A 22,907-nucleotide genomic window follows, 5' to 3' on the forward strand; every position below is an offset into this window, starting at 1 on the left:
AAAATAAGTTCAAACATAATATATAGAAAGAATTAGAATGAACTAGAATGGCTATGATTAGTGAAATAGCGGACATTTTCAATTGGTGAAAAATATAATTTTCCCATTTGACTTTTTATCTGAACACGTTAACATAAAGTTCGTGAAGAAGATTTAATAAATTTTTAACACGATTTACTTTATATTGAAGGAGCGACCTTATGAGTGAATCTACTGAAAGATCCAGAGTCAAAATAGAAGAAGCCGAAGATAAAGTCATTGGTGCCATTGCAGAGACTATGGATTTATATGGGGTCACACCAGCTGCTGCAAATTTATATGCGACGATGTACTTCAAAGATCAGATGACGCTTGATGAAATGCGTACAGAACTCGAAATGAGTAAACCAAGTATGAGTACTAGCGTCCGCAGGCTCCAAGAAATAAAAATGGTAAAAAAACATTTACACGCGGTTCTAGGAAACATACTTATGTAGCAGAGAAAAATTTCTTCCGTTCCTTTATGGGGTTTTATTGTCAGATGTGGGAACGAGAAGTGAAAATGAATATGGAAGCAATTGAGGAATCACAAGGAGATTTCATAGATATTATAAAAGATTCCACCAGCACACCAGAAATTGTTGCAGAAGCAAAGAAATACTATGATCAATTAGAAGAGTCTAAAACATACTATCACTGGTTGGATGACTTAGTTGCAAGTATAAGAAGCGGTAAGATATTTGAATTTTTACCGAAAGATTAACAATATAAAGTGGACAAGAAGTTACCTACTTATTTGAATGAAAAATTGGAAGATGTATGATCAACAAATCCGCAAGCTTATTGACTATGCAGAAAGTACCGAAGAGTTTCTGGATGGGGCCTAAGAAATGGTGTGAATAGAATCAACATTTAATTGGTGAATGGGGAACATAAGGCATAGACGTAGGAAATCCAGAAGTTAGTCGCTCATTTATTGTGGGGGCTAGCTTCTTTTTTGGTATTGATGAAAATATTGTCGCAGAAAAGTTACTCTAACAATCACTTCCATAAAGTCTGTGGTATTTTTTCTTTTTTTCAGTGACAGTTTACCGTACTTAAAAAGAGACTACTTTCCAATATAGGAAGTAGTCTCTTTAGTTTAATAGCTTTAATACATATGGAGGTAATGTAAGTAAAACCTATATCATGCCGCCCGTAAGAAAAGAGTGCGGTATATGTAACATCTTTGACAGGAGTTTATTGTTTTTCACTTGATTGCGTTAGCAGAATGTTAGCGCTGACAAAATGATGTAGGAGTATTTATCTTAACCTGAAAACTCTATTGTATTTTTTTACTAAGTGTTTTTAATTTATTGTACTTAAATATAGGTTTAATGACTCTTCTACTTCATTGGTGACTAACTTAATAAAGTCATCGTATTCTTCTTGTGTATGTGCTTTATCTAATGCTTCATAATAAGCTATTCGATTTTCCACTTTAATAACAATTGGTGGAAAACCATCTTTCATGAGTTCTAAATTTAATAACAAACGTGATGTCCTACCATTTCCATCAATAAATGGGTGAATTCCAACAAAAATAGCATGTAGCATAGCTCCACGAGCAACCGGATGCAATTTTTTCGTTTCTGCTTGTTCATACCAAGCCATCAACTGCTCCATCTCTTCTTTTATGAGGAAGGGAGTTGGAGGTGTATGCTTAGCACCAGAAATAAAAACTTGCTGATCCCGATATATACCTGCGTATTCATCATCAATTCCTTTTAATATAAGTCGATGTAGATTCTTAATTTGCCACTCCGAAAAAGGTTCATCCTTTTGTACAATCTCCTCTACATATTTGATGGCATCCCGATGATTAATAACCTCCAAGTGTTCACGTAGCGTTTTGCCACCAACAGTAATTCCTTCTAGAACTACCTTCGTTTCGTTGATAGTTAAGGTGTTTCCTTCAATTGCATTTGTATTATATGTCCATTCGAGTAATAACTTTTCACGTAGGCTTTTTACTGTATATTTAGGTAATGGTCGATTGGCATCTAGATGTTCCTTCTTTTGATTAATAAGTTCGAACATTTGCTTCACCTCTCTCACTGAGACAATACTTAAATTGAGAATACCAGTGTTGCTCTGAATATACCTTCTAAACCAATTTTAATCAAATATTTGATTAAAGGTATTTCTATTTTGCACCAATCTATTTTCCTCAGTTTCATTACCCGATTGTCATTAATACTGTTCAACTTAGAATGGCATGGCTTTTAACCAACCGAGTAACTTTCTTGTCCATATTTTAACTTTACTCAATTATACATACTATTCCGATAATATTAGTATCATCCGTTTGACTTATATATCAAAGAAAGCTTAACATTTAACGTTTTATAACTTAACTAGCAAAAAGTGAAACCGTTCTCCGTTTTTTCTGAGGGAAGCCATGAGAATGGTTTTCCTCCTTTATTGTCTTGTGGAGAGTACATAGGCATATCTTCATATCAAACTCCGATTTGTGTTATTCTTGAAGTATTATAGTAACAATTTGTCGAGGAATAGGAAGGACTCAAAAGGGGGTGATGAACTATGGAAAACTTCTACTCTTCTACGCTTGAGAGTTTGGAAAGAACATTCATGCCGCATACCTCCGAATACCAGCGCTACATCGATTTTCACACGATGAAAGAAATGAAGCAGGTCATCAAAGGGAAACTCCCTGTTTATTTCGGTCTCCATGTAAAAGAACTGGTAGAGATGAACACGAGATATATTTTGGATGTATTTTGGAACGGTGTCTTTTTTACCGTAGTTATTCCAGCTTCCAACACATTCAAGGGTACGATCGAGGTGTGCGGAAAGCCGCCGCATATGCTGCTTGGCCGTTTCGAAATGAGAGAAGAAGAAAAAACACTTTCCACTACGTTATTGAAAGATGAATTCACGAGAAGAAAAGGACTAGGGGACACATTGCGTGATTTTTCGAATGCCTTGTTTACGTATCTGGATTCCTACGTGGAGCAAAAGGAAAAATCCGGAGAGGACACAACTTTGGAACATCCCGGAGAAGCCATCCTCGAAAGCTGGGACTTCCCGTTTCTCGAGAAACACCCTGACCTCCAAAAGGAATGGGCGTCTCTAAAGAAACGGACAGTGAAACAATTCAAACGAATGGAAGAATTAGAAATAGAAGAACAACACGCCCTTGAAACGATGATGGACAAAGACGTTCCTAACTTCATCAAATCGTTTCAGCGATTGTCGGATGTCAATAAGGAAAATCGGAAAGACGAACTGTTGGAGACGATGTACGATTTGCGTAAGTTCATCACCACACTTGAGCAAAAAGAAGAAGAAAGTTATGCGCATAATTTTTCCAGAAGCAAGGGAATTATTACTTCCAAGTATAACAAAAAAGAAGAGAACTTCTTCTCGCAGAAGTAAAAAAGATGTTTAGCAACCGGACGTTTTACTTTTCTCGAAACCAACTAATAGCAGATAGGAGATAGACATGAGTAAAAATTCTTTCCATAGAGACAAAGAAGCTGAAATGAATCATCAGGACTTGAGAGAAGCGATGACTCTTATTGAAAAAGAAGATATCGACCGCCTGAATGCAGAGGCCGAAGCCTACGCGGAAAGGTTCAAACCTTCCAGTGACGACTCCCTTTCAGAAGTGATGAGAGAGCTCGGGGACCTCGGAGAGAAGGAACAGCGAATCGCTGGGGAGACGATGGAAACGTTGAAGCGCCCGGTAAACGATCTTATGACCAAAGGCAATAACGAGATTCCTGAAACGTTGAGTGAACTCGAGGTTATCGTGTCGGACCTTGATCCGAAGCGTACCGAAGGCAACAGTGTTCAGAGATTCTTTTATAAACTTAGTAAAAAACAGTCAATCGACCGCTACATGAAGAAGTATGAAACGGTAGACTCGAAGATTGATACGGTTGTTCGCAGTCTGCTGGCGGGGAAAGACCGCCTTGAAGAAGACAGCGTCGAATTACAACTTATCAAAGAAAACGCCCAGAATCGCATTTATGACCTGGACAAGCAAATCTATCTTGGGAAGAAGCTGTTTGAGCTTTTGAAAGAAAAAGAAGCTAACGGCGAATACGACCTGGCGCTGCTTAATGAAGGAAAAGAGAAGATCATTACGCGCACGAGAAACATGACCCAGATGAAAAGCGTGCTGCATCAGAGTATTTCTTCTGTGGATATTATCAAGAAAAATAATGAAAAGCTGAAGGAATCGATTCGTAATGCAGTTACGCTAACGAAAAATATTATTACCGTCTCCGCTTCGATTCAGTTGGCTTTGAATAATCAGCGGAAAGTGATCGATACCGTGAACGGCGTCAATAAAGCGACCGAGCAGATGCTAGTCTCGAACTCCAGGAATCTGAAGGAGAATGCGGAAGAGACGACACAGATGATGGAGAATCCGGCGATCAGTATGGAAGCTCTTCAGGAGTCTTTTGATAACGTATTCGAAGCACTGAAAACGACTGAGCAGTCGTCCGAGCGTATCATCACTTCGAGTGAACAGTTCATTGAAGAGATGGATGCTTTAAACGAAAACGTCCGGCAAAAATTATCCCAGACCAGGAACCATACACAAAGAGCGCTTCGTGACTGAAGCGCTCTATTATACATTGCGATTTGTGCGACACTAGAGAGTTACTTCTATACAATGACCCCCAACTCCCTTCCTTTTTCCTGCTAATAAAAAGTAAATCCCTACAAAGTTTCAAGGACCGTAACAATCGCGTGATAAGTCACATCCCAGATTCACTGCTTAGCCGTACTAAAGAAAGTCTGCTGGTTCATCTGCCAATGGTTTTTAAAACTATTGCTCTAATCCTGCTACGCCGAATCCCCCGGCTCCAGAATGAGTCGAAATCATACCGCCCGCTTGGATCCATCTTATATTTTGGAATCCGTTTTCTTTGGCAACCTCATTCATCCGCTGCTTGACCCTTTCATCGAGTCCGATTGAGTAGATAAAATAAAGCTGCTCTCTATCGATGTTGAATTCATTTAAGTAATCACTCAAGAGTTTTTCAGTAGCACTAATCATTTTCCCGCGGTACTTCTTTGTAGACATAAGCTTTCCATCCTTCAACTCTATGCATGGCTTTATTTTCAACAGAGCTCCAATCAGAGATGCCATATTGCTTACCCGTCCTCCCACTTTAAGAAACTCCAGGCTGCCTGGGATGAAAGCAAGCCTTGATTTAGGAACGATTGCCTCTATTTTTTCGACTAAGCGTTCCGGTTCAATGCTAGGTTCTTTTTCTAAAACTTTAGCGGCATACAATACTATCGCAGCTAATCCTCCAGTAACGTTCAGAGCATCAATGAGAAAAATGTCTTCAAATTCTTCCGCAGCAATGACAGCATTTTGAAAAGAAGAAGACGCTTTTGATGTATAACCAATATGTATAATGATGCAATCTGGGAAATTCTCTCTTATAGTTGCAAAAAACTCTTGATACTCATGAGCATTTGTGGAAGTAGTAGAGGGTATTTTCTTCGTACGTCCGTAATAGTCATAAATATCCTGGACCGGCAAAGAACCGTCTAAATAATCCTTTCCATCCATAATGATGTGCATGGGAACTACTTGAACATCGTACTTTTCAGCTAAATCACCCGGTAAGTCGGCACCACTTTCGGTCGATAAGATTATCCTTCGCATTCTATTTCCCCCTTGGTTATATTTAAGCCCGCGTTCACTCTTCCTACATTATACTTTAACTATACATGAGAAAACCGTATTAGCATTGTGATAACTTTTATTTGCCGTGCTTTTAGTGCACATTTCGGGGATTTGATCACTACTGCAGATGTGAGGATCTATGAAAAACCGGCTTCTCTTTTATCTCCTCCATACACATCTCTACCAAAAACTCGCCACTCTTGCCTCCACCCTCAACTCCCTGCCTACACCTCAAAACCACGAATATAATATATAAAAAAGACCCGATCCCAAAATGGAATCAGACCCTTCTGTTATTCAGCTTTTATGTGTATTGGGCGAGATTGAGACAAGGAACCTATCCCTCCACCCCCCATGACCAATCCAACCCATTAAATGATTAAAAAACAACTTATCAGAATATGGACGGTTCGTATAGTAGAAAAAAAGCTTATACACTGAATTAGAAGATTTTATTGAAATTACGTCAATGGCAAAGAGAAGCAATGCATACACAGAAATCCAGTGACCTCTCCTCTTTTCGCCTCAACTTATGTTCCATTGAGCATGAGGTGGTACCAAGAGTAAAAAGCATTGTGGCAACAAGTGAAAACTGGTTTTTTTAAGCATTAAATTATCCCTCCTAATAGAAAAGCAGAAAAAAATCAGCTTCAATATTATGAAGCTGATTTCTAGAAGTTACTTAGTCGATAATAGCCCAATAGGCTGGCTTTAATTTGTAGTTTGGATCAAAAACAAATGGTGCATCTTTGCCCAGGCCATCATCACTGTACTGAGTCGCACGGTCATCCAGCCATGTATGGTTGTCGGCAATACCCCAGAACGTTACACTGCTGATATCAGCATCTAATTCTTCATATAGATTGAACAACTGATCATAGCGGTCAGCCTGTGCTTCAAGGATATTTTCTTCACTGTTTACAATTTCTTCATAAGTGTTGTACTTGCCACTTGGTGGCCAGCCGTACAAGCTCACATCTAGCTCAGTAACCTGGTTATCTAATCCAAGGCTAGAAAACATTTCAAAAGAAGTTCTTATATCATCGATGGAAGGCCATCCAATTTGAACGTGCGCTTGATGACCCACACCATCAATCGGCACTCCTTCAGCTAACAACCCTTTCACAAGATTATATAAATTTTCTCTTTTTTGCGATACTTCTGTATTATAGTCATTGATATAAAGATTGGCATCTTCTCCGCCATACTCTCTAGCTGTTTCGAATGCTACTTTAATGTAGTCTGTACCAGTAAGCTGGTACCAAGTACTGTCACGCAAGCCATCGGTTTCTGGAGAGGCCACATCAGCAACTGCTTCGTTAACAACATCCCATGAATCGACTACATCCTTATAGCGTGTAACGACTGTTTTAACATGAGTTCTTACCCGCTCCAGCAAAAGCTGTTTGTTTTCCTCGCGTTTTTCTGGATCGGTTTCATCGACCATCGGTTTTCCTTCTTTATCTAAGAAGAACCAGTCCGGTACCTGGCTATGCCAAATCAATGTGTGAAAACGAAGGTCCATGTCATTCTCTTCAGCAAACTTTACGATCTTATCCGCTTCTTCAAAGTTGAATTTGCCTTCTTCAGGCTGAATGTTAATCGGTTTCATCACATTTTCAGCTACAATACTATTGTAATGCTTCTTTAAAACCTGGGCGCTTTTTCCTTTTAGCTGGTAAGGCTCCACAGCTGCGCCAATATTAAAAGAGTCATCGTATCTTTCATCCAGTTCCACAGGGGCACCCATCGCGTTTCGGGAGTTTTCATATGCAGCACTACCAACTCCTGGCAGTAACAAGGCCAAAGCTAGTCCAGAAATAATTGGTAAACGTAAGACTTTTAACATGTTTTAATCTCTCCTTTTAAAAGATTTTTTCAAGCTTTAAAAAGTCTCTACTAAACCCCCTTGTAAAATCAGTCGTTTTGAAAGGGCTTTCACTTTTGGGCAAACCCATATGTAAGTAACCCTTTCACAGAAAATCATATCACCATAAACTTAGTTGGTCCAGTGTACAAACTAAGTTTTAAGAAAATTAAGAAAACGGAACTATTCCTTTCTCTACTTAATATAGTTCATTTGGCCTGTATTCTTCTATATCATAGACTTTATAACGATTCTCCTTATCTATCTTCTTATTTAAATCTCGTTTCCAATCAATAAAACATCTTTATATTCTTCGAGTATGTTCCAGCCACACGGCTTTTTGTACAGAATGCATCAGCCACTTCTTTGGTGTACCAATGGATCGCTTCAATAGTTGTTAATTCATTAATTTTAGGAAGCTGCTCTTTCATATCTAAACTCTATTTCTTAGAATACCATCTTTTCTTCTACCAAATAGTTAAAAAATGCCCTGATACGTTGCAGCTTCGTGTTGATAGTTCCAGCTGAATTCCCATTGTTTTGGCAGTAGATAAGATACCTTTTCACATGTTGACTATCAACTTCTTCTACATTCAAGACTTTATTTTCGTGACAGTAATCAACAAATCCACCTAACAATACTTTGTAGTTTTGTATATTTACATTAGTGGTGTTCTTAAATTTACTATCTTCAATTCTTTAAATGCAAACTTTAACAGCACAAAAAAGACTCCCCCCTTTTAGGAAGTAGTCCTCTATACTAACTATTTATACATTAAACAGCTTCACAAAAGCTAGGTTTGGGCGTGTAGGAATTCTCCTACACGCCCTATTCACTTGGCTAATTAATAGGACAATAATAAGACTCGCAGTACATTGTTATATTAAGGTTTCCATCGCTAAGTTAATTTATAAAACACCTAGTGGATTAACAGACACAATTCAAGAATAGGATTCAAAATATTTTTTTAGAACAAATAAGGATTTTATTTTATGACCAACACACTTCGTCGATCTCATAATCTTCTGAGGCATCCGCTTCCCCAGTTATACAAGAAAAACATCCCTGGTAAGCAACTGCACTGCCAATAGCCCAAATTTCCTGATTACAGTTGAAGCAGCTTGCCCCATTTTTCTTATCCTTAACAGCTTCTTTAATCCTTTTCTTTAATTTGCTTGGTTCTTCGGCAGGATTACTCTTACAATGCTTATTTACAAATGAGTCTATAGAAATAGGTACCATAAATGATTTCCTTTCTTATCGTTATTCTTTTATTAACTAAAGTGCTTTAACTTCTTTTCAATACTAACTAAGAAATGTATTTACTCTTTTGTGTATTTTAGTTAAAGATTTTTTAAATTCAATATAAATAAACACCACTGTATTGGAAGTTTGATTTAATATAAAGTTCATAAACCAAAAAAACTTCTCTGCGAACTATAAATCATAAAGCTATTTTTATATAAACAAGTCTATAGACGTCGATGTAACGACTGGAGCCTTATCTTTTAATGACTTTCCCATTCATCCGTTCAACCCATTGATGGAGAAGGCTATTATACCGGGCCAAATTTTTGTGGATTTTAATGGCCACTTCTTCATTATAGGTATGGACGGTCAAATTACGATCATTTACCATTTCCAACGCCAGAACGGTCTCTTCATCCTTCAATAAGTAGACCTCCCTGCAACTGATTGCAAATGGTAGCACCGCTTGCTATGGGCTTAGCAAAGCTTGCACAAGAGTTTCCTTTTTTAACGACTTTAGCACCCTGTTCGCCGTAATCGTTGACGTAATCTTTCCATAAAACCCCCTCCTCTTTCACTTGTTGGACTAGAGCTTCTTTGGCATCATGTCTTTTGTCTATCAAAATAACTTCATCTGCTGCCCACTACTATTTTCTTCATCGTTGCCTTGAAGCTTGTAATTCATCGATTTATACCCCTGTATGCGCTTTTCATACATGGCCTTCAACTCGGGCACCTGATAATCAACATAATCATACACTTTCACCACATTCTTATCCGTATGAACGCGATGCAATCTACCGACATATTGCTGGAGCGTTCCTTTCCAGCCGATTGGCATGGCAAGGAACAGAGTGTCCAACCTGGCATTGTCAAATCCTTCTCCGATATACTTTCCGGTTGCAATAATAAGCCACTCTTCATTTTCCGAAAGGTTTTTTATAAGCTTTAAGCGTTCTTTCTCTTCTTGCTTACTCAGCTTGCCTGTTAACACGATTATATTCTTAGCAAATCCATCAAAGAGCTTCTCCAATTCATGCACATGTTCAATCCGCTCTGTCAAAATAATTGGATGCGCATTATTCTCAAGTTCTTTTAATACATCATTGAATATCATCTTGTTCCGTTGTTCATTAATAGCCAAATTTGCATAAACCTTCTGAATGTTGTCACCGTTATTTTTGAAACTAGTGAACCGCGGAATAAGCACATGGTCAAACGGATGGAGTTTTGACTGACTTTTTGCGGTAACCTTATAACATACTTCTCCACACTGCATGGCAACTATTTTTTGCAACCCGTCTTTTCTAGTTGGTGTTGCAGTTAGTCCGTGAACATAAGTAGCCTCAACTTCCCTTAATACTTTTTCAAAGCTTACCGCTGAAATATGGTGGCATTCATCGACAATTACCTGTCCATAGCCTTTGATTTTTTCGCGCCCATCTTCTGATCTGCTCAAAGTCTGAATCATAGCAATATCCACTTTACCTGTTGGTTTCTTTTTACCTCCACCGATTTGACCAACCTTGTTTCCATCCAAATTAATAAAGGCCTGCAAACTTTCTTTCCACTGGGTAAGCAGTTGCTTGGTGTGCACGATGATTAACGTGGTAATATTTCTCTCTGCAATTAGCGCTGCCGCCACAACAGTTTTACCAAAACCAGTTGCCGCTGATAGGACACCACAACTACTTATCTTCATAGCGTAAACCGCTTCATTTTGTTGTGGCAGAAGACTCCCACGAAAATGAATATTGTGACTGCTGCCTTTGTTGGTTTGATCATCGATGTAGAAGTTGATTTTGTTCCTAGATAAAATAGCTTTTATATCTTTCAGACAGCCGCGCGGAATAACCACCGAGTCCTCCACCTCATAACTACAGTCAATTTTTCTGGGGATGTTGTAAGTAGACAGCCTTTTGGATTGTGCTTTAAAAAATTCAGGATTATTGATGACGGATAGCTTTATTAACTCGTTCAAAATATTTGATGGAAGCTTATTTTTGGGGATATGTATGCCATTTTTTCTTATGATGGTTATTTCAGAAGGTATATTTACATCATATGATGTTGGTTTACTTTTCACAGTATAGCTGCTGGAATCATTGTGCTTCACCAGAATTGATTCAACCGTTTTATTACTGATTTTTTTTACAGACTCCAGATACGACCATTGATCAATGTATGGTTCAAATTTTTCATTAACAAAGACACTATAGCCATTTTTCCTAGGGTATTGCTGTAAAGGTAGTGCAATCAGGTTTCCAAATCCGCCTTTTGGCATTGTATCCTGATTTGGAAAAAACCGATCAAACGAATCGACACCTGTCTCGTAACGCTTTTCTAGGGTCCGGTTCATAAGAAGATTTCCTAATCTACGAGCAGTTTTCGCCGCCATTTTATCGCTGAAAAAAATCCAGACATGGCAACCATCTCCGGATCTGGAGATTTCCATGCTTGCGGGTACGCCTACATCTTTACAAACACCAATGAAAGTGAGAGCGTCCTTTTGCCAGCCTTTTTTATCAAAATCAACAGCCAAAAACCAGCATGTTTCATCTTTTAATAAAGGATAGATGCCAATAGTTTTATTGCCACGCAAGTGATTCTCAATGACATTATCCGTTAGTGGCAACAACTCACGCTCTTTATATTTTTTATTGGGTTCATATTTACGTGCCGGCGCATAGTTTGACTCTCCATTGAACCCCCACTGCACCGCATATACGTCTGTCCGTCCTTTAAACAGACTTCTGAAAATAGTGATGCGCTTCTGTAAGATTTCAGCTTTCGCAAGGTGTTGACCATGTTTGTCTTGATGGTTAGAGACAGAAATTTGATGTTTTGCCAGCAATTCTTTCAATTTGTGATTTTCATCTTTTAGCTGGGTGATTTCTTCTAATGCAATTTGCAATCTCCGCTCCAAATCGTTCATAGATCATCCCTCATCATGCAGTTTGATCTCGCTTTAAAATAATTTGAGCCGTGCCTAACTAATATCATTCATTTGCTTATGAAACCTATTTCTATTGTAAAATGAGGATGTCCATCTGTCTATTAGAAGAATATTCACTTTTTTCATGTCCTAACAAGCTTTGGATAACTTCGATTGGCGATTAATTATTAAGTATATAAGTAGCATAACTATGTCTTCATAAAGAGAGAACAGCATTCAATCCATTGTTATACCTCCAAGGGCCGTTGATACTGAACTCTATTCATCCATCAATCATAAAGAAAATCGGGAATGGGTTAAAATAAATCAAATAACCTGAATTAAGCATGAACTTGAAGATATCACAAATGCTAATGCTTATGTAGTAGGTACAACAAATAATGTTTCTATAGAAGAAATGAAAGAAAGCGCGAAATCAAGATTTTCATATCTGATTACACGCGCTTTGAGGGCAAATAGCTACTCTATTTATCTATTACAAACCAACTTGACCGACAGCGTATGTTGCGTGCTCTGTGCTGAATCCTTCATAAGTCAATTGGTCAATTAAACCCTGTCTTGAAAAAGAAGTGTAATCAAGATAGTTTTGAGCCATATTAACCGCTTGTTCTTGCCAATCAACCGTGATGTTTTCTACACCATATGTTGCATCTTCTGTGCTAAACCCCTCATACTCTAATTGATCGATCAATCCTGATTTAGAGAATGCTGTGTAATTCAGATAGTCTTGAGCCATATTAACCGCCTGCTCCTGAGAAACAGTTACACTGGCTTCTTTAGCTTCTTGTTCTTCTTTAGCTTTACGCTCTTCCTCTTCTTTAGCTTTCCGTTCTTCTTCCTCTTTGGCCTTACGTTCCTCTTCTTTCTTCGCCTGTTCCTTGGCTTCTTGCTCTTCTTGCTCTTTCTGTGCTTGTTCCTCGGCTTTCTTAGCCTCTTCTTCTTGTTGTTTAACCTTCTCTTCAGCCTCTTTATCTTCTGCGGAAGCTTCAGCTGTAACCTCTTGAGCAACAGGTGCTTCTTCACCTATCGATGCTAAAATCAGCGCTATGACTACAAGTGCGAACAGGCAACTACCTGATTTCGCAAAGTTCTTTAGCCTGTTCCCCTTGCCTTTCACAAAGGCTAAGACAATAAAGACTATCATACCTGCTAGAGCCGTTAACATTAAAATCATTAAGAATGTTTCCACTGATTATTCTCCCCTTATTTAGTTTTAAACATCCCATACTATTACATCATGTATAAATCCATATTTACCATTTAATTCATGTTATTAAGCCTTTTTAACCAAAAGGACTCGCTGACTGCCAAGATACCCTTCAATTTCGTGAGGACAGATATTCATTGGGTATATCCTCCCCAGTATCGGTTTTTAAAATGAATAAGGGCTTATGTGCCACTATTAAAATGTCCCCATTCGAACACTAAAAGTGGATGGGGGGTGGTTCTCAAAAATAAAGATCTCACTCCCCACTCTTTACGACATACCGACACCTCTCTCCTAATTGAAGCTGGCGTAGGAGTTAAGGAGATCATCCAAAAGCGTAGGCCATGGAGACATAAATACAACTATGAATATTTTACGCGCATATTACTAAATAGCTGAAGAAAAAGCCTCCCAAAAGTTCAGCTAACTTATGAAAGGCTCTTTAGATTTATATTGTTTTTCTAGCTAGGTATGTCAAAATTATGTCAATCTGACTTCCAGAGTAAAGTTAAACCCTTGATATCAAGGGTTTTCTAAGTGATGCTGTAACATCTTTACGTCTTTTTACGGGCAGTTATCTTGAAATCAAGTCTTCCACATAAGGGCAGAATAACGGAAAACTTGAATTCGAGATAATGCAGAAATTAGAAAGTTTTATGGAAATATTTACTGTGTAGTAATTCGTTTGATAACAGTATTATCAACGGTTCATGAAGAGGAAAGATTGATTTTTTATTCCTCCAAGATGTGAAGAATGAGAGATTAATATTACAACGCAGTATTAGCAGTATTATAAGTACCCCTACTATTAATCAAGGGATATTGAATTAAAGTTATTAATAAATTTTTGGGTTATGCTGATTTTAATGTTTAATCTAAATCGTTTGAAGGAAACAAGAATACAAGCTATGTAGCTGAGAACCAAGGAGGAATGATAGTGGACGTAACTCTTTTACTTGAATATGGATGGATACTTCTTGTGCTTATAGCACTTGAAGGGATATTAGCAGCTGACAATGCTCTCGTGATGGCCATTATGGTAAAACACTTGCCAGAGGATCAAAGAAAAAGAGCGCTCTTTTATGGGCTTGCCGGAGCATTTATTTTCCGTTTTGCTTCCCTTTTTGCCATATCGTTTTTGGTCAATGTCTGGCAGGTTCAAGCACTCGGAGCTATTTATCTCCTGTTCATTGCCATTAATCACATATTTAGGAAACTAGTCAGAAAAAAACCAGCTGCCCATACTGATGAGGTTAGGGAAGAGAAAAAACATTCTGGATTCTGGATGACTGTCTTGAAAGTAGAGCTGGCAGACATCGCTTTTGCAGTGGATTCTATTCTGGCTGCAGTCGCATTAGCGGTATCCCTTCCAGTAACTCCACTGCCTGCGATTGGAGGACTTGATGGAGGTCAATTTCTTATCATCTTTGCAGGTGGATTAATTGGATTGATTATTATGAGATTTGCGGCTAATTTCTTCGTCACATTACTACACAAAAAGCCCGGCCTTGAAATCGCAGCATTTATGATTGTCGGGTGGGTCGGTGTTAAATTAGCTGTTTATACAATGTCACATCCAGAACTTGCTGTTTTATCTGAAGGATTTGCAAAATCACCAATTTGGAAAGGAATATTTTACACAGTATTAATAGTAATCGCACTTGGCGGTTGGTTTTTATCTAAAGAAAAAGAAGGTAGCGACCAAGCAAATGAATAAAACAAATTGACACAAGTTGCTTCTAGAGAGTTAGCGAAAGATAACATTACAGTTAATGCGTATTGTCCTAGAATCGCAACAACAGGTATGTGGGACTGTTTAGACGAAAAATTCATGGACGTAACAGGCACTTAAAAAGGTGAAGCATTAGAACAATATTCTTCTTCCATTTCATTAGGTCGTACACAAAAGCCAGAGGATGTTGCAAACTTAGTAGCATTCTTGGCTTCTGAAGATGGAGATTATATTACTGGACAGGCGATTTTAATTGACGGTGGCATAATATACAGATAACCACGTGGATGACTTAAAAATAAGCTCCATATATGATTACAGACCCCAATTCAAACATTTTAGAATTGGGATCTATTAAGACCTTATATAGAATCGCTAAACCATCATCGAGCGATGGTACATTGAAAAGTTCAGCACCTACACCTCACCATTAGATATCATTATCTTCTGATTGATACACATTAACTGTAAAGATATATCCTTTCTTTAAATATCTCGACAGTAATCTTCAATTATCTCAATATTTAAAAATAAAAGGAAAGCCTCTCAAAAGTTTATAAACTCTTGAGAGGCTTTTAGATTTAGTAAAAGATTTTAAAAACCAGTCAAATTGTTCTCAAACCCTATGTTTAAAGAGCTTTGGGCGCTATCACATCATGCCGCCCATTCCACCCATGCCGCCCATGTCTGGCATACCGCCGCCACCAGCACCAGCGTTTTCTTCATCAGGGTGATCCGCTACAACCGCTTCAGTTGTTAGGAACATCGCTGCTACAGATGCTGCGTTTTGCAGTGCGGAACGTGTAACTTTTGTTGGATCTACGATACCTTGTTCCACCATGTTGACCCATTCGCCTGTTGCTGCGTTGAAACCAACGCCAACTTTTTCGGCTTTAAGTCGTTCTACGATAATGGATCCTTCAAGTCCAGCGTTGAAAACGATTTGGCGAACTGGTTCTTCAAGCGCACGTAGTACAATGCTTGCACCAGTTGCTTCGTCGTCTACTAGGCCAAGACCTTCTACGGAGTGGATGATGTTTACAAGAGCTGTACCACCACCGGCTACGATACCTTCTTCTACCGCTGCTCGTGTAGAGTTTAGGGCATCTTCAATGCGTAGTTTACGTTCTTTTAGTTCGGTTTCAGTTGCAGCACCAACTTTGATAACTGCTACGCCGCCTGATAGTTTAGCTAGGCGTTCTTGTAGTTTTTCTTTGTCGAATTCAGAAGTAGATTCTTCTGCTTGGGCACGGATTTGAGAAACGCGGGATGCGATTTGCTCTGGGTTTCCGTTTCCTTCGACGATTGTTGTATTTTCTTTCGTAATGACTGCTTTAGAAGCGCGTCCTAATTGATCTAATGTTGTATTCTTCAGATCAAGTCCAAGGTCTTCAGTAATCACTTGGCCGCCTGTTAGAGCCGCAATGTCTTCAAGCATCGCTTTACGGCGATCTCCAAAGCCTGGCGCTTTAACAGATACAGCGTTGAACGTTCCGCGAAGCTTGTTTACAACGATCGTTGCTAGGGCTTCTCCTTCTACGTCCTCAGAGATAAGAAGTAGAGGCTTGGACTGTTGAACAACCTGCTCAAGTACCGGAAGAACTTCTTGGATATTGTTGATTTTCTTGTCTGTGATTAAGATATAAGGATCTTCAAGAGTCGCTTCCATTTTATCCTGATCAGTCACCATGTATGGAGAAGCATAGCCGCGGTCAAATTGCATACCTTCTACGACTTCTAGTTCTGTGTTAAATCCTTTAGATTCTTCAATTGTAATAACGCCATCGTTACCTACGCGCTCCATAGCTTCAGCGATTAGCTGGCCTACTTCATTATCAGTAGCAGAGATGGAAGCTACTTGGGAGATAGACTCACGGCCTTCGATTGGCTTAGAAATTTTACGTAGTTCTTCAGTTGCTACGGCTGTCGCTTTTTCAATTCCACGACGAATGCCCACAGGGTTCGCACCAGACGTTACGTTTTTAAGTCCTTCGCGAATCATGGCTTGTGCAAGTACAGTTGCAGTCGTTGTACCGTCACCTGCAACGTCATTTGTTTTAGAAGCAACTTCGGATACGAGTTGTGCTCCCATATTTTCGAAGTGATCTTGAAGTTCAATTTCTTTTGCAATGGTTACCCCGTCATTTGTAATTAGTGGAGAACCGTATTTTTTATCAAGAACGACGTTACGTCCTTTGGGTCCTAGAGTTACTTTAACGGCATCTGCCAATGTATCTACACCACGAAGCATTGCGCGGCGTGCGTCTTCACTAAATTTAATTTCCTTAGCCATAAAAAATGCCCTCCTTATCAAAATTCGTATCGATAGAATTGTTCAATTTAACTAATTACTCAACGACAGCTAGAATGTCACTCTCGCGAATGATTAAGTATTCAGTACCTTCAAATTTAACCTCAGTACCTGCGAACTTAGAGTAAATCACATGGTCACCTGTTTTTACTTCCAGTGCAACCTTTTCTCCATTGTCTGTTACACGGCCTGTACCAGCTGCAATCACTTTACCTTCTTGTGGTTTTTCTTTTGCAGAGTCGGGAAGTACAATTCCGCTTGCAGTCGTTTGTTCTTCTTCTACTAATTCAATTACAATACGATCACCTAATGGCTTTAACAATTAGGACACCCTCCTTAGTCAGGTTCATATTACGATTTTTGTCGGTTATTAGCACTCTGTTACGATGAGTGCTAACACAATTCTTATCATAAGCAATTCATCATCTTTTTTCAAGTAGAAAGTATTAAATTTTCATCAACATTTTCCTACAAATTTCTCGCTTGTCCGAACCCTTATTCTTATCTGTCGTTTTTAAATTGTGATAAAATACATAAAGTATGGAAAGTCCCTGTTTTTTATTAAAAAAGGAGTCGTGTAAATGCCTAAACGATATTGGTTTATCATTTTAGCCTATGTGATCGCTCAGCTGTCCTCATTAGTTGGCGTTCCTCTTTTATATGTTTTTGGTTTAAGTGAGTCTGATGCCATCGCTATTTGGTCGATCATCAGCTTTTCGATTGCTACCATCGTCATTCTGCGTTTATTAAAACCAGATATGAAACAAGCCCAAACGAGAGGTGATCGTTCAAGCGCTGGTAAAATTGCGCTCTGGTCGGTTCTCGGTGTATTCATGGCTTTATTTGCACAAGGAATTGCCGCTGTGATTGAAACGGAATTACTAGGTATACCTGCAGGATCTGAGAATACAATGGACTTAATGAACATTGCGCGAGAAGCTCCTCTGTTTATTTTGTTACCTGTTGTATTTGCTCCGATCATGGAAGAGATTATCTTCAGAAAAGTAATCTTCGGAACGATTCATAAGAAAACGAACTTCTTTCTAGCGGTTCTAATTTCTGCGTTAATATTCGGTGCATTTCACTTTGATTTTATTCACATGCTCGTTTATTTTTCCATGGGTATCGTATTCGCTTTCTTATATGTAAAAACGAAAAGTATCATTACCCCAATCGTTGCTCATATGGCAATGAATTCGTTTGTTGTGCTTTCTCAGTTTTTCTATACAGAAGAAGACATTCGCCGGATGCAGGAACAATTACAAACTATTTTAACAGGAGGGTTCTTCTAAGATGAGGGCTTCTCCTTTGATAATGGCCGCTATTTATTTCTTTATGGGTATTGCCTTTACGTATATTGCTACCTATTCCGCTTCGGAAACGGTTTGGAATTTCCGTACATTACTTCCAGTCGTAGTGGCTACATTTAACTTTGCTGTAACGATTCGATTAATTAACATCCACCTAAAGATTAAACATTCGAAAGAAAATGAAAGGAACAAGTAATTAGTCACGGGGGAGGTTGTTCAACTCATGAAAGCCATTTTGCACGGAAATAGAGTTCGCTTAGGGAGTGTCACTGATCAACATTTAGAAATCATCTCCGAATGGTTTCATAACTCTCACTTTCTCAGACGCTTTGACGCCGTTCCCGCGGAGCCAAAAACGTGGGAATCACTGCAAGAGTGGCGAGATGAAGCGATGAAAAATAATAACCATTTTCTTTTTTCTATTTGCGACGGTAAGACCTTTATCGGTTATGTAGAACTTGACGGTATTCTTTGGAACCAGCGCAATGGCTGGGTGGCGATTGCCATTGGTCATCCAGACCACCAAGCTCAAGGATATGGCACGGAAGCTATGGAATTATTAATCAATTATGCCTTTCATGAACTCAACCTTCACCGCTTGCAGTTAACCGTTTTTGAATACAACCAGCCAGCTATATGGCTCTATGAAAAACTTGGTTTTAGGTATGAAGGTGCTCAACGAGAATTTATCCTTCGTGATGGAAAATCGTATGATATGTTCTTATATGGTTTACTCAAACATGAATGGGAAGAAAAAACTGCTGAAGAGCAACCGTAGCACTTCAAAAGTAGTTCTGTGGAGAAACATACGGAATAGCATACGAATAAGAGACCAAATCGCATATGATTTGGTCTCTTATTTTATCCTTATATATAAATGGTTATTGGATAATAACACTTGAATTAACATACAAAATCGCAACCCAAATATAATATCGAGATGATTGTGTAGAGAAAGGGGCGGATTTCATCGGAATCATGCTGTTCTACCGTTACTGTTAAAGTATGAGGTATCTGTTATATCTATTGAGCTACTAGTTAAAAAACGTGGTATGGCTAGGAGCTTAATTGGCGTGTATGCCTACCCTTGTAAAATCATTTCCAAATTTACATTACAGGTTAATTTGATGTCCTAAGCCGATCATTTCAATGGCAATAATTACACAACCCCACGATTTTCACGTGTGCCCACGGAAAGCGAGTGATTTCCCGGACCTTCTAACGCCATCCTTTGTAACGGAAGCCACTGGAATGTCTCAAAGCTGCCTTCCCATAAGGGCAGAAGTAGATCATTTCAATGGCAATATTCACACAGCATCCCGATTCTCACGTATGAAGCTTCTGCTCACGTGAAGATGTTTCCGTTCTCCTCACGAAAGCAAGAAGGTCCGGGAAATTGTGAGACTCCTACCTTTAAAAGCGGAGGCGCCTTGGTCAGCGGCGTATGGACTGGACTGAGCTGTCGGAGATAAAGGAAACACGAAGAACATCGTGATTCGATGTTGACTTATCGTACAGAAGCGAGGGAAGTCTCACTAGCCGCTAGGCGCCGGAGCTGGATAACGCCCGGTAGGATTAATGAACTAGATGTAGCCTTCGTCCTTATAAGGCATTAGAGCTGGGATGAACATGACCGGTGAGATCCCGCAAGGCGTAGCCTGAGGAAGCTCACCACATGCCCACGGAAAGCGAGTGATTTCCCAGAACTTCAAACGCCACCCTTTGCAACGGAAACTATCGGAATGTCTCGAATCTGAGCATTCCACAATCTGGGGCTTTAGTTTAACAAGAAAATATAAAAAAGAACGCTTGGGCATTAAAAATCCAAGCGTTTTTGTTTGTTATTTGTACTGTTATTTTAGATTATCCACGGTATCGGAACTACTTAAACTCTTCAGCAGTTTTTTTAATCTTTTTTATCATCTTGTACCCCTTTTAAAATAAACGAAAATGGAATCGCAAGGATAAGTACACCTGCAGAAACGAGAAAGGCTTCATTTAAAGTCTGCAATGTGGCTGTTTGCATAGTAATGTCAGGTGCAGCTGCGACTTGTGCCCGTCTGACTTCATAGTAAATAGAGAAAAACACGATACCTAACGATGAAGAGATTTGCCGAATGATATTATTCATTGCCGAACCTTGTGCTACAAGACTCTCGGGAATAGCATTCATCCCTGACGTTGTCGCCGGCATATTTCCCATACCCATCCCTAACCCACGAATGGTATTTAACACAAGAATGAGCCAATAAGGTGTCGATAACTTCAGCATACCTAGACCAACCGTAGCTGCAGCCATAATAGCTAAACCCGGCGGAACAACATACTTAGGACCTCTTTTATCTAAAATCCTTCCCCCTATCGACATAAAAATACCACTTGCCGCTGCCGCTGGAAGGAACAAAAGACCAGTCATCACCTCATTTAACCCATACACATTTTGAATAAGTAATGGCAGTAGAAAGATACCCGAAAACAAGCCAATTGACGCCGCAGATGTCACCACGATGGAAACCGAATAGGTGGGCACCTTAAACACTGATAAATTAAGGAGCGGGTCTTCCTGTCGATTTTCATAAAGTACAAAGGCGATAATTGCCATAAGGCCTGCTGCAATCAAGGTGATATTCAATGGGTCGGTTAACAACTCCAAGGTTCTTCCCCGTCCGAGAGCAAACAAAACCGAACCGATACCAAGCGTAATGATCATAAAGCCGATGTAATCAAATCGTTTTGTTGGGTCCGTTTCCGTAGGCTCCAAAAATTTCGCCGACAAGAGCAATCCCGTAAGACCAAAGGGGATATTAAAAGCGAATAGCCACGGCCAGTCAAAAAACTGAATCATGAATCCTCCCACAGTTGGACCAATGGCGGGTGCTACCATTGCAGCTACACCATAGACTCCAACAGCTAACCCTCTTTCATTTTGAGGGAATGAATTAAATATTAGCGCCATTGCGATCGGCATCATTAAACCACCAGCCATCCCTTGTATGGCTCGCGAAATAATTACCATCGCTAACGTCTGAGATAGTAAACCAGAGAGTGAACCTACAATGAATAAGCACAATCCCACAAGATAAACTTTCTTTTTACCAAACCGATCACCAAAATAACCAGTTAGCGGCATGGTCATTCCCATTGACACCATAAAAATCGTTAAAATCCAACCAACTGAAACAGCATTTGAATCAAATACGTCAATAAACCTTGGCAGGATCGGATTAAGCATACTGTTATTTAAAATGACGGTAAATGTTCCAAATAGAACAGATAGAACGACTAGCCATTTCTGAGGTATCTTGCTCATTCTCGTCCCTCCACACTTTCCAAACTCAAAGCATCTTATCTATACCCATTTATTAAAATCCTTAAAACGCCAAAAAGGACAACCTTAATGGTCGTCCTCTTCTTCCTCATCGTTATCTAACGGATAATGCTTAAGGAAATAAACAAGCGCCTGAAGTTCCACAGCTAAATCAATATGATGAACACGAACACTTGTCGGAACAGTGATTCGGGCAGGTGTAAAATTAAGCACACCAGAAATTCCTGCTTCGACAAGACGGTCCGCTATCCCTTGGGCAGCTGAGGCGGGTACCGTTAAAATCGCAACCGATATGTTCTCCATATGTTTTTCTAAATCATCAATATGCTTTATCGGCACACCACCTACCTGTTCTCCGATCCTTTTCTCACTTGCATCGAAGGCCACTTCAATTTTCGTATTATTATTTTTCATAAAGTTATAATTTAAAAAGGCGGTACCTAAGTTCCCTACCCCGATAAGAGCTACATTGGTTGTTTCATCGTGATCTAATGTTTTTCTAAAAAAAGACAGCAAATACTCTACATTATAGCCGTATCCTTTTTTTCCGAGCGCTCCAAAGTAAGAGAAATCCCGACGTATTGTTGCAGAGTCGACTTTCACTGCATCACTAAGTTCTTTCGAAGACACTCGCAGTTTTCCCTGGCTATGTAGATTATTAATAAATCGATAGTACAGTGGCAGTCGTTTGGCTGTCGCTTGTGGGATCTTTGAATGTTCTGCTTCCATCTTTTTAAGACCTCCTTTCATCGACCTTCTTCTCTATGATAATCACCCGTTTTACCTCCTGTTTTTTCCTCGAGGTAGGTTGGGCCTATAACAATTCCTTTATCTACTGCTTTACACATGTCGTAAACTGTCAGCGCCGTTGCCGATGCTCCGGTTAACGCTTCCATTTCAACACCCGTGCTTCCTTTTGTTTTCACTGATACACGAATAGTTAAAGCATACCCTTTTCTAAGATCCCAATCAAAAGTTACATCGATCCCATTTAACGGTAGGGGGTGACACATTGGAATCCAGTCCGGCGTTTTCTTCGCTGCCATAATTCCCGCAACCTGTGATACAGCAAGTACATCACCTTTTTCGACTTCACCGCTAGTAATTTTATTATAAATTGTTTCATTGACTTCAACACTTGTTCTTGCAACAGCCGTTCGAACTGTATCGTCCTTCTCTGAGATATCGACCATTCGAGCTCGACCTTGGGGATTAAAATGAGTAAATTCAGACATGTACTTGCTCCTTTACC

The 22,907-nt window shown here is 39.3% G+C and carries 22 protein-coding genes and 3 pseudogenes; 10 read left to right on the plus strand and 15 right to left on the minus strand.

Annotation, left to right across the window (positions count from 1 at the left end; all coding sequences use genetic code 11):
* Positions 1 to 200 precede the first annotated feature (200 nt).
* Positions 201 to 742: pseudogene (gene cudC, locus ACFQIC_RS15535) on the plus strand (choline uptake/conversion transcriptional regulator CudC).
* A gap of 584 nt (positions 743 to 1,326) precedes the next feature.
* On the opposite strand, the gene ACFQIC_RS15540 reads toward cudC, so the two are convergent.
* Entirely contained in the window at positions 1,327 to 2,058 is a 732-nt protein-coding gene (locus ACFQIC_RS15540; RefSeq protein ID WP_204710117.1) for a Fic family protein, read from the minus strand.
* Positions 2,059 to 2,562: 504 nt separating this feature from the next.
* Here ACFQIC_RS15540 and ACFQIC_RS15545 point away from each other — a divergent pair.
* Both ACFQIC_RS15545 and ACFQIC_RS15550 read left to right on the plus strand, forming a co-directional pair.
* Entirely contained in the window at positions 2,563 to 3,417 is an 855-nt protein-coding gene (locus tag ACFQIC_RS15545; protein ID WP_204710120.1) for a hypothetical protein, read from the plus strand.
* 235 nt (positions 3,418 to 3,652) lie between these two features.
* Positions 3,653 to 4,612, plus strand: coding sequence for a toxic anion resistance protein (locus ACFQIC_RS15550; protein WP_465260873.1), 960 nt, complete (start codon positions 3,653 to 3,655; stop codon positions 4,610 to 4,612).
* Between the two features lie 210 nt (positions 4,613 to 4,822).
* Here ACFQIC_RS15550 and ACFQIC_RS15555 read toward each other — a convergent pair whose 3' ends face one another.
* The 9 genes from ACFQIC_RS15555 to ACFQIC_RS15595 form a co-directional block, all read right to left on the minus strand.
* Entirely contained in the window at positions 4,823 to 5,674 is an 852-nt protein-coding gene (locus ACFQIC_RS15555) for a DegV family protein (RefSeq protein WP_204710124.1), read from the minus strand.
* Between the two features lie 703 nt (positions 5,675 to 6,377).
* Complete coding sequence (locus ACFQIC_RS15560; RefSeq protein WP_204710126.1) at positions 6,378 to 7,544, minus strand: endo-1,4-beta-xylanase; 1,167 nt, start codon at positions 7,542 to 7,544, stop codon at positions 6,378 to 6,380.
* A gap of 308 nt (positions 7,545 to 7,852) precedes the next feature.
* Entirely contained in the window at positions 7,853 to 7,993 is a 141-nt protein-coding gene (locus ACFQIC_RS15565; protein WP_204710128.1) for a hypothetical protein, read from the minus strand.
* A gap of 16 nt (positions 7,994 to 8,009) precedes the next feature.
* Positions 8,010 to 8,258, minus strand: a complete 249-nt coding sequence (locus ACFQIC_RS15570; protein ID WP_390217383.1) for a site-specific integrase — start codon at positions 8,256 to 8,258, stop codon at positions 8,010 to 8,012.
* Positions 8,259 to 8,553: 295 nt separating this feature from the next.
* Entirely contained in the window at positions 8,554 to 8,805 is a 252-nt protein-coding gene (locus ACFQIC_RS15575) for a hypothetical protein (protein WP_204710132.1), read from the minus strand.
* 259 nt (positions 8,806 to 9,064) lie between these two features.
* Entirely contained in the window at positions 9,065 to 9,235 is a 171-nt protein-coding gene (locus ACFQIC_RS15580; RefSeq protein WP_204710133.1) for a nucleotidyltransferase substrate binding protein, read from the minus strand.
* The gene (locus ACFQIC_RS15585) at positions 9,225 to 9,434 is read right to left on the minus strand and encodes a hypothetical protein (RefSeq protein ID WP_204710134.1); all 210 of its coding nucleotides are present in this window, start codon (positions 9,432 to 9,434) and stop codon (positions 9,225 to 9,227) included. The genes ACFQIC_RS15580 and ACFQIC_RS15585 overlap by 11 nt, the downstream gene beginning before the upstream one ends.
* Positions 9,431 to 11,746, minus strand: coding sequence for a TOTE conflict system archaeo-eukaryotic primase domain-containing protein (locus ACFQIC_RS15590; RefSeq protein ID WP_204710135.1), 2,316 nt, complete (start codon positions 11,744 to 11,746; stop codon positions 9,431 to 9,433). The genes ACFQIC_RS15585 and ACFQIC_RS15590 overlap by 4 nt, the downstream gene beginning before the upstream one ends.
* Before the next feature lie 496 nt (positions 11,747 to 12,242).
* Positions 12,243 to 12,956, minus strand: a complete 714-nt coding sequence (locus ACFQIC_RS15595; RefSeq protein WP_390217367.1) for an Ltp family lipoprotein — start codon at positions 12,954 to 12,956, stop codon at positions 12,243 to 12,245.
* Positions 12,957 to 13,220: 264 nt separating this feature from the next.
* Here ACFQIC_RS15595 and ACFQIC_RS15600 point away from each other — a divergent pair.
* The 4 genes and pseudogenes from ACFQIC_RS15600 to ACFQIC_RS15615 form a co-directional block, all read left to right on the plus strand.
* A pseudogene (locus tag ACFQIC_RS15600) lies at positions 13,221 to 13,401 on the plus strand (tyrosine-type recombinase/integrase); the annotation flags it as partial.
* A gap of 510 nt (positions 13,402 to 13,911) precedes the next feature.
* Positions 13,912 to 14,691 carry a TerC family protein gene (locus tag ACFQIC_RS15605; protein ID WP_204710136.1) on the plus strand — a complete coding sequence of 260 codons (780 nt, stop codon included), beginning with the start codon at positions 13,912 to 13,914 and terminating at the stop codon, positions 14,689 to 14,691.
* 6 nt (positions 14,692 to 14,697) lie between these two features.
* Positions 14,698 to 14,826, plus strand: coding sequence for a hypothetical protein (locus ACFQIC_RS15610; RefSeq protein ID WP_390217369.1), 129 nt, complete (start codon positions 14,698 to 14,700; stop codon positions 14,824 to 14,826).
* Between the two features lie 18 nt (positions 14,827 to 14,844).
* Positions 14,845 to 14,985 (plus strand): annotated as a pseudogene (locus tag ACFQIC_RS15615) (SDR family oxidoreductase); the annotation flags it as partial.
* A gap of 370 nt (positions 14,986 to 15,355) precedes the next feature.
* Here the strand turns inward: ACFQIC_RS15615 and groL are convergent.
* Positions 15,356 to 16,999 (minus strand): chaperonin GroEL, encoded by a 1,644-nt coding sequence (gene groL, locus ACFQIC_RS15620; RefSeq protein ID WP_204710137.1) that lies wholly within the window; start codon positions 16,997 to 16,999, stop codon positions 15,356 to 15,358.
* 55 nt (positions 17,000 to 17,054) lie between these two features.
* Positions 17,055 to 17,339, minus strand: a complete 285-nt coding sequence (gene groES, locus ACFQIC_RS15625; protein WP_204710138.1) for a co-chaperone GroES — start codon at positions 17,337 to 17,339, stop codon at positions 17,055 to 17,057.
* A 259-nt stretch (positions 17,340 to 17,598) separates the two neighbouring features.
* Here groES and ACFQIC_RS15630 point away from each other — a divergent pair, with 259 nt between their 5' ends.
* Genes ACFQIC_RS15630 through ACFQIC_RS15640 form a run of 3 tightly spaced genes read left to right on the plus strand, consistent with a single transcriptional unit; the run spans position 17,599 to position 19,105 of the window.
* A complete protein-coding gene (locus ACFQIC_RS15630; RefSeq protein WP_204710139.1) occupies positions 17,599 to 18,309 on the plus strand; it encodes a CPBP family intramembrane glutamic endopeptidase in 711 nt (236 codons plus the stop codon).
* A 22-nt stretch (positions 18,310 to 18,331) separates the two neighbouring features.
* A complete protein-coding gene (locus ACFQIC_RS15635) occupies positions 18,332 to 18,523 on the plus strand; it encodes a YdiK family protein (RefSeq protein WP_390217371.1) in 192 nt (63 codons plus the stop codon).
* Positions 18,524 to 18,550: 27 nt separating this feature from the next.
* A complete protein-coding gene (locus tag ACFQIC_RS15640) occupies positions 18,551 to 19,105 on the plus strand; it encodes a GNAT family N-acetyltransferase (RefSeq protein WP_204710142.1) in 555 nt (184 codons plus the stop codon).
* 1,128 nt (positions 19,106 to 20,233) lie between these two features.
* Here the strand turns inward: ACFQIC_RS15640 and ACFQIC_RS15645 are convergent.
* The 3 genes from ACFQIC_RS15645 to moaC form a co-directional block, all read right to left on the minus strand.
* Entirely contained in the window at positions 20,234 to 21,637 is a 1,404-nt protein-coding gene (locus ACFQIC_RS15645) for an MDR family MFS transporter (RefSeq protein WP_204710144.1), read from the minus strand.
* Positions 21,638 to 21,721: 84 nt separating this feature from the next.
* Entirely contained in the window at positions 21,722 to 22,384 is a 663-nt protein-coding gene (locus tag ACFQIC_RS15650; protein WP_204710146.1) for a redox-sensing transcriptional repressor Rex, read from the minus strand.
* Between the two features lie 17 nt (positions 22,385 to 22,401).
* Entirely contained in the window at positions 22,402 to 22,890 is a 489-nt protein-coding gene (moaC, locus tag ACFQIC_RS15655; protein WP_204710147.1) for a cyclic pyranopterin monophosphate synthase MoaC, read from the minus strand.
* Positions 22,891 to 22,907 lie beyond the last annotated feature (17 nt).

The sequence above is a fragment of the Halobacillus seohaensis genome (assembly GCF_042663045.1).
GTDB lineage: Bacteria > Bacillota > Bacilli > Bacillales > Halobacillaceae > Halobacillus_A > Halobacillus_A seohaensis.

Bases quoted from the DNA above. Each gene is read 5' to 3' on its own strand.
- ACFQIC_RS15630 (WP_204710139.1), top strand. From the start codon at position 17,599: ATGCCTAAACGATATTGGTTTATCATTTTAGCCTATGTGATCGCTCAG.
- ACFQIC_RS15565 (WP_204710128.1), bottom strand. From the start codon at position 7,993: ATGAAAGAGCAGCTTCCTAAAATTAATGAATTAACAACTATTGAAGCG.
- ACFQIC_RS15645 (WP_204710144.1), bottom strand. From the start codon at position 21,637: ATGAGCAAGATACCTCAGAAATGGCTAGTCGTTCTATCTGTTCTATTT.
- ACFQIC_RS15555 (WP_204710124.1), bottom strand. From the start codon at position 5,674: ATGCGAAGGATAATCTTATCGACCGAAAGTGGTGCCGACTTACCGGGT.
- ACFQIC_RS15640 (WP_204710142.1), top strand. From the start codon at position 18,551: ATGAAAGCCATTTTGCACGGAAATAGAGTTCGCTTAGGGAGTGTCACT.
- ACFQIC_RS15575 (WP_204710132.1), bottom strand. From the start codon at position 8,805: ATGGTACCTATTTCTATAGACTCATTTGTAAATAAGCATTGTAAGAGT.
- groL (WP_204710137.1), bottom strand. From the start codon at position 16,999: ATGGCTAAGGAAATTAAATTTAGTGAAGACGCACGCCGCGCAATGCTT.
- ACFQIC_RS15650 (WP_204710146.1), bottom strand. From the start codon at position 22,384: ATGGAAGCAGAACATTCAAAGATCCCACAAGCGACAGCCAAACGACTG.
- ACFQIC_RS15540 (WP_204710117.1), bottom strand. From the start codon at position 2,058: ATGTTCGAACTTATTAATCAAAAGAAGGAACATCTAGATGCCAATCGA.
- ACFQIC_RS15590 (WP_204710135.1), bottom strand. From the start codon at position 11,746: ATGAACGATTTGGAGCGGAGATTGCAAATTGCATTAGAAGAAATCACC.
- ACFQIC_RS15560 (WP_204710126.1), bottom strand. From the start codon at position 7,544: ATGTTAAAAGTCTTACGTTTACCAATTATTTCTGGACTAGCTTTGGCC.
- ACFQIC_RS15635 (WP_390217371.1), top strand. From the start codon at position 18,332: ATGGCCGCTATTTATTTCTTTATGGGTATTGCCTTTACGTATATTGCT.
- ACFQIC_RS15545 (WP_204710120.1), top strand. From the start codon at position 2,563: ATGGAAAACTTCTACTCTTCTACGCTTGAGAGTTTGGAAAGAACATTC.
- moaC (WP_204710147.1), bottom strand. From the start codon at position 22,890: ATGTCTGAATTTACTCATTTTAATCCCCAAGGTCGAGCTCGAATGGTC.
- ACFQIC_RS15550 (WP_465260873.1), top strand. From the start codon at position 3,653: ATGAGAGAGCTCGGGGACCTCGGAGAGAAGGAACAGCGAATCGCTGGG.